This window comes from Mesorhizobium sp. CNPSo 4671 (genome assembly GCF_057784245.1).
Map to the genome: position 1 here is coordinate 93,639 of NZ_JBWLUW010000011.1, position 12,840 is coordinate 106,478.

14 protein-coding genes and 1 tRNA gene are annotated in these 12,840 nt (G+C 61.7%); 9 read left to right on the plus strand and 6 right to left on the minus strand.

Features of this window, described 5'->3' with window-relative positions; all coding sequences use genetic code 11:
- Window positions 1-51: 51 nt before the first annotated feature.
- Complete coding sequence (locus AC04SF_RS27020) at window positions 52-771, minus strand: hypothetical protein (RefSeq protein WP_488480269.1); 720 nt, start codon at window positions 769-771, stop codon at window positions 52-54.
- Between the two features lie 368 nt (window positions 772-1,139).
- On the opposite strand from AC04SF_RS27020, the gene AC04SF_RS27025 reads away from it, so the two are divergent.
- Window positions 1,140-1,229 (plus strand) — tRNA-Ser (locus AC04SF_RS27025).
- A 101-nt stretch (window positions 1,230-1,330) separates the two neighbouring features.
- On the opposite strand, the gene AC04SF_RS27030 is transcribed toward AC04SF_RS27025, so the two are convergent.
- Both AC04SF_RS27030 and AC04SF_RS27035 read right to left on the minus strand, forming a co-directional pair.
- On the minus strand, window positions 1,331-2,263 hold the full coding sequence (locus tag AC04SF_RS27030; RefSeq protein WP_488480270.1) for a class I SAM-dependent methyltransferase: 933 nt from the start codon (window positions 2,261-2,263) through the stop codon (window positions 1,331-1,333).
- Window positions 2,264-2,335: 72 nt separating this feature from the next.
- The gene (locus AC04SF_RS27035) at window positions 2,336-3,838 is read right to left on the minus strand and encodes a winged helix-turn-helix domain-containing tetratricopeptide repeat protein (RefSeq protein WP_488480271.1); all 1,503 of its coding nucleotides are present in this window, start codon (window positions 3,836-3,838) and stop codon (window positions 2,336-2,338) included.
- Between the two features lie 826 nt (window positions 3,839-4,664).
- On the opposite strand from AC04SF_RS27035, the gene AC04SF_RS27040 reads away from it, so the two are divergent.
- The gene (locus tag AC04SF_RS27040) at window positions 4,665-4,898 is read left to right on the plus strand and encodes a hypothetical protein (protein WP_488480272.1); all 234 of its coding nucleotides are present in this window, start codon (window positions 4,665-4,667) and stop codon (window positions 4,896-4,898) included.
- Window positions 4,899-5,032: 134 nt separating this feature from the next.
- Window positions 5,033-5,335 (plus strand): DUF982 domain-containing protein, encoded by a 303-nt coding sequence (locus AC04SF_RS27045; protein WP_488480273.1) that lies wholly within the window; start codon window positions 5,033-5,035, stop codon window positions 5,333-5,335.
- Window positions 5,336-5,481: 146 nt separating this feature from the next.
- Here the strand turns inward: AC04SF_RS27045 and AC04SF_RS27050 are convergent, their stop codons facing one another.
- Both AC04SF_RS27050 and AC04SF_RS27055 read right to left on the minus strand, forming a co-directional pair.
- Window positions 5,482-5,679 carry a hypothetical protein gene (locus AC04SF_RS27050; RefSeq protein ID WP_096450078.1) on the minus strand — a complete coding sequence of 66 codons (198 nt, stop codon included), beginning with the start codon at window positions 5,677-5,679 and terminating at the stop codon, window positions 5,482-5,484.
- Window positions 5,680-5,818: 139 nt separating this feature from the next.
- Window positions 5,819-6,055 carry a DUF6894 family protein gene (locus AC04SF_RS27055; RefSeq protein ID WP_096457885.1) on the minus strand — a complete coding sequence of 79 codons (237 nt, stop codon included), beginning with the start codon at window positions 6,053-6,055 and terminating at the stop codon, window positions 5,819-5,821.
- A gap of 216 nt (window positions 6,056-6,271) precedes the next feature.
- Between AC04SF_RS27055 and AC04SF_RS27060 the strand changes: the two genes are divergently transcribed.
- Complete coding sequence (locus AC04SF_RS27060) at window positions 6,272-6,991, plus strand: Crp/Fnr family transcriptional regulator (protein WP_096450076.1); 720 nt, start codon at window positions 6,272-6,274, stop codon at window positions 6,989-6,991.
- A 164-nt stretch (window positions 6,992-7,155) separates the two neighbouring features.
- On the opposite strand, the gene AC04SF_RS27065 is transcribed toward AC04SF_RS27060, so the two are convergent.
- Window positions 7,156-7,653: a YciE/YciF ferroxidase family protein gene (locus AC04SF_RS27065; protein WP_488480274.1), complete on the minus strand. Its 498-nt coding sequence runs from the start codon at window positions 7,651-7,653 to the stop codon at window positions 7,156-7,158.
- 441 nt (window positions 7,654-8,094) lie between these two features.
- Between AC04SF_RS27065 and kdpF the strand changes: the two genes are divergently transcribed.
- From kdpF to kdpC, 5 genes are read left to right on the plus strand one after another with little or no spacing between them, the layout of a single operon-like run.
- Window positions 8,095-8,184, plus strand: a complete 90-nt coding sequence (gene kdpF / locus AC04SF_RS27070; protein WP_032918612.1) for a K(+)-transporting ATPase subunit F — start codon at window positions 8,095-8,097, stop codon at window positions 8,182-8,184.
- 34 nt (window positions 8,185-8,218) lie between these two features.
- Window positions 8,219-9,922 (plus strand): potassium-transporting ATPase subunit KdpA, encoded by a 1,704-nt coding sequence (kdpA, locus tag AC04SF_RS27075; RefSeq protein WP_488480275.1) that lies wholly within the window; start codon window positions 8,219-8,221, stop codon window positions 9,920-9,922.
- 26 nt (window positions 9,923-9,948) lie between these two features.
- On the plus strand, window positions 9,949-10,164 hold the full coding sequence (locus tag AC04SF_RS27080; protein ID WP_488480276.1) for a hypothetical protein: 216 nt from the start codon (window positions 9,949-9,951) through the stop codon (window positions 10,162-10,164).
- Window positions 10,161-12,254, plus strand: coding sequence for a potassium-transporting ATPase subunit KdpB (gene kdpB / locus AC04SF_RS27085; protein ID WP_488480277.1), 2,094 nt, complete (start codon window positions 10,161-10,163; stop codon window positions 12,252-12,254). The genes AC04SF_RS27080 and kdpB overlap by 4 nt, the downstream gene beginning before the upstream one ends.
- Window positions 12,255-12,265: 11 nt before the next feature.
- Window positions 12,266-12,829, plus strand: coding sequence for a potassium-transporting ATPase subunit KdpC (gene kdpC, locus AC04SF_RS27090; RefSeq protein WP_488480278.1), 564 nt, complete (start codon window positions 12,266-12,268; stop codon window positions 12,827-12,829).
- Window positions 12,830-12,840: the final 11 nt, after the last annotated feature.

Consider the following 12,840-nt stretch of genomic DNA (forward strand, 5'->3'; position numbering starts at 1 on the left):
GGCTTGCCCGCAACCGCGATACGCGAATTTGAAGGCTCTGGCCTGCTCTCTCTATGCAATCGGCCTGCGCTTGCGTCTGTGAACGAGCCAGACGGCGAGAATGCCGCCGGCAATGGCACCGACCACCAGCCCGCCCAATCCGAAGAAGGCCGCGAAATAGCCGCAGCCACCTTCGAAACAGCTCACTTCGGCGACATCGGCGATCACCGAACCGGCAAGGAAGCCGCCCACGGCACCGACGACGGCACCGAGAATGATGCCGAGCAAGGCGGCGGCAATGGAAACGCCGACTGGCGGCGCCTCTGTTTCCGGTTTGGCGTAGACGGTCTCGGCGCCGGAGCCGCGGCGCAGCAGGTAGATACAAAGCAGGCCGACGCCGATCTCGATGGCGGTGATGCCAAGGCTCCTGGCGGAGAAGACGAAATCCGGCACGACAAGCACATAGGCCTGCCTTGCCAGCACCCAGACGATGAGGGCGATCTGCCAGACGGTGAAATGGCGGGGGAAGCGCCCCGAGCGGCCAAAGGCGAGGCCGAGCAGGTAAAGCCCCCACAGGATGATGATGACATTGGCGACGAGGCCGCCGAGCAGGAAATTGAAGATCTTGTCCGGCAGGCCGGAATTCCCGACCAGCCACCAGGCCGACGCCAGGCCATAGACCGACCATGCCATGACGAAGATGAGCCAGCCCACCGGGACGTAAAAAAGGTCGCCACCCGGGCGTCCGGCTGGCGCCTGCCCACTGCCCGGTTGCTCGCTGCTGGATGTCATATCCGGACGATGCCCCCGCAAAGCCTCTTCCTCACTCGACGCGCGACCAGCGGGGAAGTCAAGCGCGGCGGGCCCTGCGGCCTTGCCTGTGCACATCATTCGGGGCCGACACCCCGGGAACGGGTGCGATGGCGGCCTTGCGAAACACCATGTGCCCGGCAAAGCGAATAGACTGCGCTTATGGCTTGGCATTCGGCGCGGGATCGACTAGATGAGCCCCGCGCCTGTTGCTTTGACGGCTCAGGTGCCGGGGAAGGATGTCCGCTGGTTGGGCGGCATCCATGGCGCGGACATTCCGCGCCGCAGCCCCAAAGGAGATGCATCTCCCCAACCCGCGCGGCGAAACCGGCCGGCGCGAAGGCAAGGACGGAGAGGTGGCCGAGTGGTTGAAGGCGCACGCCTGGAAAGTGTGTTTACGGGAGACCGTAACGCGGGTTCGAATCCCGCTCTCTCCGCCAGTTCCATCTAAATCATTGAAATCACTTCGTATTTTCCCGCGCGAACCTTGACGAGGCGACGCCAGGAGGCTCTCGGGGTAATCTCAGGCCGGGCCGGTTCATCAGCGACCACGTGAGCGAGCCCGTTTGATGAAGCGAGGAAGAGCAAGCCAGCGACCAAGCCCCGTTGCTGGCGGTGTCGGTTCGACGGCTGTCCTGTCTCCGGCGGCTGAAGCCGGCTTGGTGCAGACAATCAGGTCTGTGTATTCGCCAAGGATACCGTGCGTGCGATCAGCGAAGCGATACACGCGAACGTCAAATGGTGCCCATTCCGCGATGGCCAGATGGAGATCGTAACCGTAATCGACAGTCACGATGGAACCGTTGCTGCTGACCGGATTTCCATGGATTTCCGGCTCTTTCAAATGCTCTCTCGTCCCATCCGCATTCTGAACGAACCTGCGCTCCCATGCGTTGGTTTGAGATTTCCGGACCGGAAAAGTACAGATGTAAATTCCGCCGGGTTTTATCGTTCTGAAAATCTCCGAAATGACCTTGTCCGGATGATATACGTGCTCCATCACGTCGAGCGTCACAGTGATATCAAAGCAGCAATCATCAAAAGTCAGGCTTTCGAGATTTTCGTTGCGAACTCCCTTGTGCATTGACCCGAATGGCTGGTCCGGGAAGTATTGCGAGGCGATGTAGTGTCGCGCCTCCCGCTTCATCACCGGAGATATACCCCTGACTTCGGGCGATGACTCATGGATGTGCAAGTCGCGCCAGTCGGGTCTCAGCTCATTGAGGATCAGCGCCAGTGCCCGCTCCCTGGGGATTGACCCTTTAGGGCACGATGTACAGAGCAGTTCCTCGCGAAGCCAGGCGCCCTTCGCCAGGAACTCTGTGTTCTTCTGGCAAATGGGGCAAAACCCCGAAATTTTCCACGGCCGAAATTCGTTCATCAGTCTCGTCGATAGCTGTTCGTGAGCGTCTTCGCCACTCCAATCCATGAAGACAAATTTCAAGGGATGGCCAAATACGAGGTCGGTGTTCACCACTTCGTGTCCTTTCCGTCAATAAAGGACGCCGAATTCTTGCTATACCGTCTTCTCCTGGGGAAACCAGTTTCACGCGGGAAAGCCGGCCTTTCTGAAGCCTGACGTGAAAAGCTCGAGGGCGACTTGGTCGGCGAACGGTAGACCTGAAATCAGCCGGACAGTCAGGTCGTGTTTCCTTGCCAGTGCTTCCTGGACTTCAGCGCACGCCTTCTGCGCCTCGCCCAAATGCGCGTACGCCGCTGCGAGGAAGGCATGAATGAAGAAATGGTCGCCGGCCATCTGATACGAACGGACGGCTTCCGAGTACCTTCCAAGCAGGAAGAGGGAGCTACCCTTCACCTCCCAGAACCATATCGGAGGCAACGGGTCGCGCAGGAGCGCGGTTTCGAGCACGTTCAGCGCCGTCTCGGCCTGTCCGCCGTAGTTGAGCCAGCTTGCGTAGTCACCCGCTATGTTCACGTCTAGCGGGTTCAACGAGCGCGCTCGCTCGAAATGCGCTCCCGCATCGCTGTGCTGGCGCATGTGCGTAAGCACTAACCCCATGCTCTGGTGACAGACACCATCGCTCCTGTCGAGAGCGAGTGCCGTTCGTGCCGAGTCCCAGGCCTTCTGTAGCGTCCGCGGATCGTTGTCGTACCAAAATCTGCCGACGAGGGCCTGTGCGAGGAAGGCGTGGCCTTGAGCGAACGTCGAATCGAGCTCGACGCTCCGGACGAATAGCGGCTCGGACTTGTCCAGTTCATACCGGTAGAAGTGTGCGCGCCCCTGCAGGTAGTAGTCGTATGCATCCCAATCGGCCGGAGGCTTGCGTCTGGTGCGGCTCGCCGAATCGGCCTCCGCCTGGCCTTCGACCATCGAGGCGATAAGAGCCGCAACCTCGTCTTGCAATGCGAAGATGTCGTCGAGGGCCCGGTCGTACCGTTGTGCCCACAGGTGGGTGCCGGTGGCGGCGTCAATCAGCTGTGTGGTGATGCGAATGCGATCACCAAGCTTTCGTAGGCTGCCTTCGACAAGGTAGCGAACGCCGAGTTTGCGATGGACTTCGGCAATGTCCAATGCCGGATGGCGAAACTGAAAAGATGAATTGCGCGCGATGACGAGGAGGGAGCGGAACCTGGCCAGCTCCGTAATTATGTCCTCGGTTATGCCGTCGCTGAGATACTGCTGGTCCTGATCGCCACTCAAGTTGGCAAAAGGCAGCACCGCAATCGACGGCTTGCCGGCGGGTGGTATCAGTCCGCGGGATGCGCTCGCCACCGGCTCGACAGTCCCGGTGAAGCGGTAGCCGACGCGGGGCACCGTGGCGATCCACTCGCCGCCTTTATCAGCCGGACCGAGTGCCTTTCTTAGTGCCGCGATTTGGACGGTAAGGTTGCCTTCCTCAACGGCAGTGTCCGGCCAGGCAGCGTCCATCAGCTCGGCCTTGGTCAGGATCTCACCGGGCCGGGCCGTAAGCGCAGCAAGCAGCGTCAGCCCACGATGCCCGACAGCGATCGGGATCTGCTCCTTAAGGAGCGTCCCGGTGTCGGGATCGAGTAGGAACGGACCAAAAGCGATGCGGGTGCCCTGCATGTGGGCATACTAGACGTTTCGGAAGTTTTCGGAACCGTTTCGGCACCGCCTCCAGAACTCGAAACCGTTGCGACGGTTATCGAGCCAAGGCCTGACCTGTTTTCTTCAAAGAGAGCCGACACGTCTATCTCTCCATGAAGCATGCGAGGCAAGCGTGGCACGGTTCTTGCTTCTACAGATTCAGGCAATGCCGGGCGCAAAGACGCTGTTTCATATCGACACCGGCGTGTGAGGTTGGGACAATGATGTCGCGTAAGCTTCTGTTCGGGCTTCTGGCAGTGTTCTTGGCCATCGCCCTGGGGGTGGTCGCTCCCATGCCGCCCTCGTGGGGGTTTTTGACTGCGGCTCAAAACAATTCGGTCTTTTGCTCAAGCGCTCCGCCAGCCGAGACCTTGACTGCGGCGGCTTCAATGTCGCGGGCTTTGCGATCATGTCCGCCGGCCATCACAAGATCATAGGGAACCACCTCGATGGCGACGAGACTGTGGATCGGAATTGAACAGCCTCATGCAGCGGCATCTTGCAGAGATTGGGTCGCAGGACGTCTGGCTGTAATCAATCGGTTTGCATCAGCCTTTCGCGAATTCGTTGCACCGCGCTACCGACCAGAGCTCCACTATATGCGCGGCCCCGGACCGGCCTGCGCGCGCCGCGTGAACGCGCGTTTCCTTGCCGACCGCTCTCCTGCACAAACGAAGCGTCCCCGCCTGTAGCCCGCGCCATGGATTGATGAGCCATGCTGCGGGAAAGGCCTTCCTGCTTGTCGTGGCATGGGCCGAAATCGCCATGCGGCAATGCCCCTTGTTGCGGAGCAGCCTGCGGCCGATTGCCATCTTCTGATCGATCGACAGGTGGCGCTGGGAATTGCTCGGGTATCCTCATCAATCTGGGCCTTCTTGTCGGTCTCTACGGCGCCCGCAAGGCGCTTGCGGGCGCGGCTCGGGACGATCACTGGAAAGTCGGCAAGCCGCTCTACTGGGCGGTGATGGTCTCCGGCATCGGAATGCTGCTGATCCGTGTCAGCAGCAGCCATGGCTGGTGGACCGGGCATCTGATGTAGCCCCACGGGCGTCAGCGCGCAGGAACAAAAGCGTCCGTCTGGAACCTCCTGCCCCTCCGCGCGTTTCACGGCGTCCCGTCCGTGGACCAGCCCGGATATCTCTCCTGGCGCTGCGATAAATCAGGAGCCGTTTGATGTACGACAAGCTGTTTCATTCGCCGGTGGCGCTCACCGTCGGCCTCGGTTTCAAGCGCGAGATTGCCTCGTTGGCCGAAATGCACGATTTCCTGACCAATTGGACGACCTCGCGCCGTGGTCCGCTCCATCGCCATGCCGTCGAGGCGTGTGGCCTTGCGCTGGAAGGCTGCATCACCCGGGATGAGGCGCGCCATGCGCTCGTCGAATTCGCGCAAGCCGCCGGCATCCTCTGGCCCGAGATCGAGCCGGTGATCGTGGCGCGCGCCGTCGCGCGTGGCTATGGCGGCTACGCCGCCTGATTTTTGAGGCCACCTCCCGTCGTGGTGGCCGATTCGACATCAGCCGCCACAGAAAGCCCGGCCTGGCCCTTCCAGCCGGGCTTTTACTTTGCCAAGGGAAGATCGCGCCTATCCACCGATGATGTTTGCCCAGCGCTTTTGGGCAATCACCCTTTCGAAGCTGTGCCCCGGCGTGCAGTCTTGCGCCTCGTCGGATCAGGCTCCTGCGCTGCCTGCGCGGCAAGGCGCAGCTCTCTCAGCCTGGCGGTCTTTGCCTCGCGGGCCGCCCGCTCGGCATCGATCACGATTTGCGATTCACGTTTGGCGCGCTCGTCGCGCTGGGTGTCGACTTTTGCACGGTTCATCTGCTGCTACCTCCATCCCGCAGGGGGCGGCGGTTCGGAACGCCGCCTCTTCCGGCCCCGCATGGTGCAGCGTTGCGGCGGGGGCGGCGATTACAAATGATGGTCGGAGAACTTTTGTCATCGATGCCGGGGAGGGCCGTCAGTCGCACCACCCCGAAGAGACCACGAGCGATGCCTCGAAGATATGGCGTCCGCTCTCGTCGCGCACCTTGACAGTAATGGCCGTGCGGTCGTTCTCGATCATTTCGTCGCGGACGATGTCGGGCAGGATGCGGATCGCTTCGCGCCGCAGGCGTTCGCGGGTTTCGAAGATCTGGCCGTCATCATCGACCGTCAGACCGTCGCCATTGTAGAGGTCGAGATAATATCGAGGCATGATGGGCTGGACCTCAGGCTGTTGAAATGGCGAGATATTCAACCGACAATTCGCGGGCCGGGCAGTTGTTCCACCAACGGTGGCATTTGGAACAAGCGGGCCTAACAAATGTTAATGCTCATCAGTGCCCAAAGGCCTAGTGCATCCGAAGCCGCCTTGCTTCCGACAGAAACACTTGGGCGTCGGCCACCTGAAGCCCTTTCGCCGGAGGTCGCGGTGCTTGAATCCCTTTACCTGAACCTCGGCCAGCACGATGCGCTGTCCGATGCCGAGAAAGCGCTGCTGGCTGGCGCCATGACGTTCGAGCGGCATTTCGCCACCGGCCAGGACATTGTCGCATCGGGATCGCGGCCAACCTACTCGACACTGATCCTCGACGGGCTGGCGGCGCGCTACAAGGTGCTGGAGAATGGCGGCCGGCAATTCACCTCGTTGCAGGTGCCCGGCGACTTCGTCGATCTCCACGCCTTCCTGCTGAAGACCATGGATCACGGCATCGTCGCTCTATCGCCCTGTCATGTCATGTTCGCCGATCACAGCCGGCTTCGCACCATCACCGAGCAGGCGCCGCATCTGACCCGGCTGTTGTGGCTGGATACGCTGGTCGACGGCGCCATTCACCGCGAATGGATCGTCGCGATGGGACGGCGCTCCAAGACCTCGCATCTGGCCCATCTCGTCTGTGAGCTGTTCGTGCGGTTGCAGGTGGTGCAGCGCACCAACGGCATGAGCTTTCACCTGCCGCTCTCGCAAGCGGAGATGGCCGACGTGCTTGGCCTGTCGGTGGTGCATATGAACCGGGTTATCGGCGCCTTGCGCAAAGTCGGCGTCGTCAGCTGGGCGAACCATACGGTGACCATTCTGGACTGGCACCGGCTGCAGGACATCGCCGAGTTCGATCCGACTTATCTGAGCATGATGCGGGAGCCGCGCTAAGGTGTATTGATATTCAGGTGAGGCCGGCCTGCAAACGGTGGCTTTCTGTGCTTCCGGTGCTCACGTACCTAAGTACGTTCCGGTCCCGTTCTCGAAGAGCCACCGTTTTCGGCGCGTCCTGACCTGAATCTCAACACACCTTAGGCGCTACCTATCTCTACAGATCACGCCGCTTCGGCCGCAACGTTGACAGCGGACTCGGCGATCGTGGTCAGCGCTTGGTCCGTCGCCTTCTCTTCCTTCAGCGTCGCTTCGAGAAGCGTCATGGCTTCGTTCAGACCGAGTTCGCCGGCCCATGTCCTCAGCGTGCCATAGCGCGAGATCTCGTAGTGTTCGACCGCTTGTGCGGCGGCCAGCAGGCCGGCATCGAGCGCGGGAGATCCCTTGTACTCTTCCATGATCTCGGCACCTTCCTCGGTGATGCCCATGATGGCCGCACAGGTCTTGCCCAACGGCTTCTTGCCGATGACGCCGAAGACCTTCTCCAGTCTTGCAACATGGCCTTCGGTTTCAGTGCGGTGCTTTTCGAAGGCGGCTTTCAGTTCGGCGCTCTGCGCGGCCTTGGCCATTTTCGGCAGCGTCGCCAAGATCTTCTTTTCGGCGAAATAGATGTCCTTCAGCGTGTCGTGAAACAGGTCGTCGAGCATTTTCTGTCTTGCCATCGTCATATCCTTTGATGCGTGAACCCTCAGGTCGACAATCTCCCCCGGGATGATTTGTTCCATTCAGGCCGCACAGCGCGGTGAAGCGGTTTACCCCGGCGAATCCTCATCGAGACGCCATCCGCCCGTCGGCGATGGGCTGGCAAAAATCTTTATAAAATTCCTATTTCTTTCCGTCCCGCGTCGTCTCGAACCTTTATGGCGATCGGGTCCATATTCTCCAGGGAACACACAGCTCGGTCGCGATTATCCATCGTGGCGGAGTGGTTCCATTTGGTTTCCGCCTGCCGACTGCAGGCGTACAGCGAAATGCGCAAATAAAACGAAGATAAGGAACACCCACGATGGATATCGTCGTTCTCGGGATAGAGATTTTGTTTTTCGCTCTCTCCATCGCCTACATCAAAGTCTGCGACATTCTTTGAGCCGGAGGATCGCAACATGCTTCTCGACTATATCCTCGGCGGCGGTGTGACCTTGTTCCTGCTCGCCTACCTGACATACGCCCTCGTTCGCCCAGAACGCTTCTGACGGCAACCGAAGCAAGGCACGGAAAGCTACTTCAATGACTCTCAACGGATGGATACAGATCCTCGCCTACTGCGTGGTCGTCGTTCTGCTGGTGAAGCCGCTTGGCGGCTACATGTACCGCGTTTTCAACGGCGATCGGACATTCCTCTCGCCGATCCTCGGGCCTGTCGAGCGGGTCCTTTACCGCATTTCGGGAACCAGCGAGCGCGAGGAACAGCACTGGACCGCCTATGCGGCCGGCATCATGTTCTTCAGCCTGGCCAGCTTCCTGGTGCTCTATGCCTTGCAGCGGCTGCAGGGCGTCCTGCCCTACAATCCGGCCGGCATGACAGCGGTCGGGCAGACCCTCGCCTTCAACACCGCCGTCAGCTTCGTGACCAACACCAACTGGCAGAATTACGGCGGCGAAAGCACGATGTCCTACCTCGTGCAGATGGCCGGCCTGACGGTGCAGAACTTCATGTCGGCGGCGGTCGGCATCGCAATCGCCGTCGCGCTGATCCGCGGCTTCGCCCGGCATTCGGTCAAGTCGATCGGCAATTTCTGGGTCGATATGACCCGCTGCACGCTCTACATCCTCCTGCCGGCCTGCATCGTGCTTACCCTTGTCTATGTCTGGCTCGGCATGCCGCAGACGCTCGGCCCCTATGTCGACGCCACCACGCTCGAAGGCGCCAAGCAGACGCTCGCCCTTGGTCCTGTCGCCTCGCAGGTCGCCATCAAGATGCTCGGCACCAATGGCGGCGGCTTCTTCAACGCCAATGCCGCGCATCCTTTCGAAAACCCCGACGCGATCTCCAACTTCATCCAGATGGTGACGATCTTCGCGCTTGGCGCCTCGCTGACCAACGTGTTCGGCCGCATGGTCGGCAACCAGCGCCAGGGCTGGGCGATCCTGGCGACGATGGGTGTGCTGTTCATCGCCGGCGTCACCATCTGCTACTGGGCGGAAGCATCAGGCAATCCGCTGGTGCATGCACTCGGCATCGACGGCGGCAACATGGAAGGCAAGGAGAGCCGCTTCGGCATCGCTCTGTCGGCTTTGTTCGCCGTCATCACGACGGCCGCCTCCTGCGGCGCGGTCAATGCCATGCATGACTCGTTCACCGCGATCGGTGGCTTCATCCCGATGATCAACATGCAGCTCGGCGAAGTCATCGTCGGCGGCGTCGGCGCCGGTTTCTACGGCATCCTGATGTTCATCGTCATCGCCGTCTTTGTCGCCGGCCTGATGGTCGGCCGCACGCCCGAATATCTCGGCAAGAAGATCGAGGCCAAGGAGGTCAAGATGGCGATGCTCGCCATCCTCGCTCTGCCTCTGGTCATGCTGGTCTTCACGGCCATCGCGGTCGTGCTGCCAAGTGCGGTGGCCTCGATGGCCAATGGCGGTCCGCACGGCTTCTCCGAAGTTCTCTATGCCTACACTTCGGCAGCGGCGAACAACGGCTCGGCCTTTGGCGGCCTCAGCGGCAACACGCCCTGGTACAACATCACGCTCGGCATCACCATGTGGGTGGGTCGCTTCTTCGTCGTCATTCCAGCGCTTGCCATCGCTGGCTCGCTGGTGGCGAAAAAGACGGTGCCGGCCTCCGCCGGTACCTTCCCGACCGATGGCCCGCTGTTCGTCGGCCTGCTGGTCGGCGTCATCCTGATCGTCGTCGGCCTGACCTTCTTCCCTGCACTGGCGATCGGACCGATCGTCGAACACCTGGCCATGATCCATGGGCAGACATTCTGAGACCGCCCAGCCTTGGATAGAAAGTTATGTCCTGGTTCAAAAACACGCGTCGCAACGTTGAGCGTCGGACCGACAAGGAGGGGGAGAGAATCCCCCCTCCTTTCCCGACCGTGTCCACATTCCTCGGCATTGCGGCAGCCATGATCGTGATCTGGCTGCTGGTCTATGGGCCGCCGCGTCTTCCTTCGGCATCCGATCGATCGGTGCCCGCCAACAACATCGATACTGGAGCCAACAAATGAGCCAGTCCAAATCCGCTAGCATCATGGATGCCAGCATCCTGTGGCCCGCCATCGGCGGGGCCTTCAGGAAACTCAACCCGCGCACCTTGATCAAGAACCCGGTGATGTTCGTCGTCGCCGTCGTCTCGGCGCTGACATCGGTGCTGTTCGTCAGGGATCTCATCACCGGCGGCGGTGATTTCAAGTTCACCCTGCAGATCATCATCTGGCTGTGGTTCACCGTGCTGTTTGCCAATTTCGCCGAAGCGGTCGCTGAAGGCCGCGGCAAGGCTCAGGCCGACTCGTTGCGCAAGGCGCGCACCGAGACCCAGGCCAAGCTTCTGGCCGGCGAGGACCGAGCCAAGTTCAAGCTGGTGCCCGGCACCAGCCTGAAGGTCGGTGACATCGTCCTCGTCGAAGCCGGCGACATCATCCCGTCGGACGGCGAGGTGATGGAAGGCGTCGCCTCGGTCAATGAAGCGGCGATCACCGGTGAGTCGGCTCCCGTCATCCGCGAATCCGGCGGCGACCGCTCGGCGGTCACCGGCGGCACGCAGGTGCTGTCCGACTGGATCCGGGTGCGCATTACCGCTGCCTCCGGCCACACCTTCCTCGACCGCATGATCTCGCTGGTCGAAGGTGCCGAACGCCAGAAGACGCCGAACGAGATCGCGCTCAATATCCTGCTCGTCGGCATGACGCTGATCTTCGTGCTGGCCACCGCGACGATCCCCAGCTTTGCCGCCTATTCCGGCGGCTATATCTCGGTGACCGTGCTCGTCGCCCTGTTCGTCACCCTGATCCCGACCACGATCGGCGCGCTGCTCTCGGCGATCGGCATCGCCGGCATGGACCGCCTGGTGCGCTTCAACGTGCTCGCCATGTCCGGCCGTGCCGTCGAGGCCGCTGGCGACGTCGACACGCTGCTGCTCGACAAGACCGGTACGATCACGCTCGGCAATCGCCAGGCGACGGAATTCCGTCCGGTCAAGGGCGTTACCGAACAGGAACTGGCCGACGGGGCCCAGCTCGCCTCGCTTGCCGACGAAACGCCGGAAGGCCGCTCGATCGTCGTCCTGGCCAAGGAGAAATACGGCATCCGCGCCCGCGACATGGCAACGCTGCACGCAACCTTCGTTCCCTTCACCGCGCAGACCCGCATGAGCGGCGTCGACGTCGACGGCTCGTCGGTGCGCAAGGGTGCGGTCGATTCCGTGCTTGCCCATGTCAACCAGTCGACGGTCGCTGCCCATGGCACGCGTCCAAGCAGCGAGTCCGTCAGGGATCTCCAGGCGATCGCGGACGAGGTTGCCAAGTCCGGCGGTACGCCGCTGGCGGTCGAGCGTGACGGGCGCCTGCTCGGCGTCGTCCACCTCAAGGACATCGTCAAGGGCGGCATCAGCGAGCGCTTCACGGAGCTGCGCCGCATGGGCATCCGCACGGTGATGATCACCGGCGATAATCCGCTGACGGCCGCCGCCATCGCCGCGGAAGCCGGCGTCGACGACTTCCTTGCCCAGGCGACACCCGAGGACAAGCTGAAGCTGATCCGCGACGAACAGGCCAAGGGCAAGCTGGTCGCCATGTGCGGCGACGGCACCAACGACGCGCCCGCCCTTGCCCAGGCCGATGTCGGCGTCGCCATGAACACCGGCACGGTCGCCGCGCGCGAAGCCGGCAACATGATCGATCTCGACAGCGATCCGACCAAGCTCATCGAGATCGTCGAGATCGGCAAGGCGCTGTTGATGACGCGCGGCTCGCTGACGACCTTCTCGATCGCCAACGACGTGGCCAAGTACTTTGCCATCATCCCGGCCATGTTCGCCGTCTTCTACGTCGCGCCGGGACAGACCACCGGGCCGCTGCAGGCGCTCAACATCATGCATCTGGCGACGCCGCAGAGCGCCATCCTGTCGGCCATCATCTTCAACGCGCTGATCATCATCGCGCTGATCCCGCTGTCGCTGAAAGGCGTCAAGTATCGCGCGATCGGCGCCGGCGCGCTGCTCAGCCGAAACCTTCTGGTCTACGGCCTCGGCGGCATCATCGTGCCGTTCGTCGGCATCAAGATAATCGACATGGCCGTCACGGCCCTTGGCCTTGCATAAGGATCATTCCGATGCTCAAGCAAATCAGACCCGCGATCATCATGATCGTCTTCTTCACCGTGCTGACCGGCCTGGTCTATCCCCTGGGCATGACCGGCATTGCGCAGGCGCTGTTCCCCCGCCAGGCCAATGGCAGCCTGATCGAGAAAGATGGCAAGGTCATCGGCTCCGAGTTGATCGGCCAGGCCTTCGCCAGCGACAAGTATTTCCATGGCCGGCCCTCGGCCGCCGGCAACGGCTACGATGCCACGGCGTCGGGCGGCACCAATCTTGGGCCGACCAACCCGAAGCTGATCGAGCGCATCAAGGGCGATGCCGAGAAGCTGAAGGCGGAGAATTCGAACCAGCCCGTGCCGATGGACCTAGTGACGACGTCCGGCAGCGGCCTCGATCCGCAGATCAGCCCGGAGGCGGCCTATTTCCAGGTTCCGCGCGTCGCCAAGGCCAGGGGCATCGACGAAGCCAAGGTCAAGGCACTTGTCGACGGCCAGGTCGAGGGCAGGGAGCTCGGTTTCATGGGCGAGTCGGTGGTCAACGTGCTGGCGCTCAACCTGGCGCTGGACGCTGCTAAATAGGTGACGGCGAG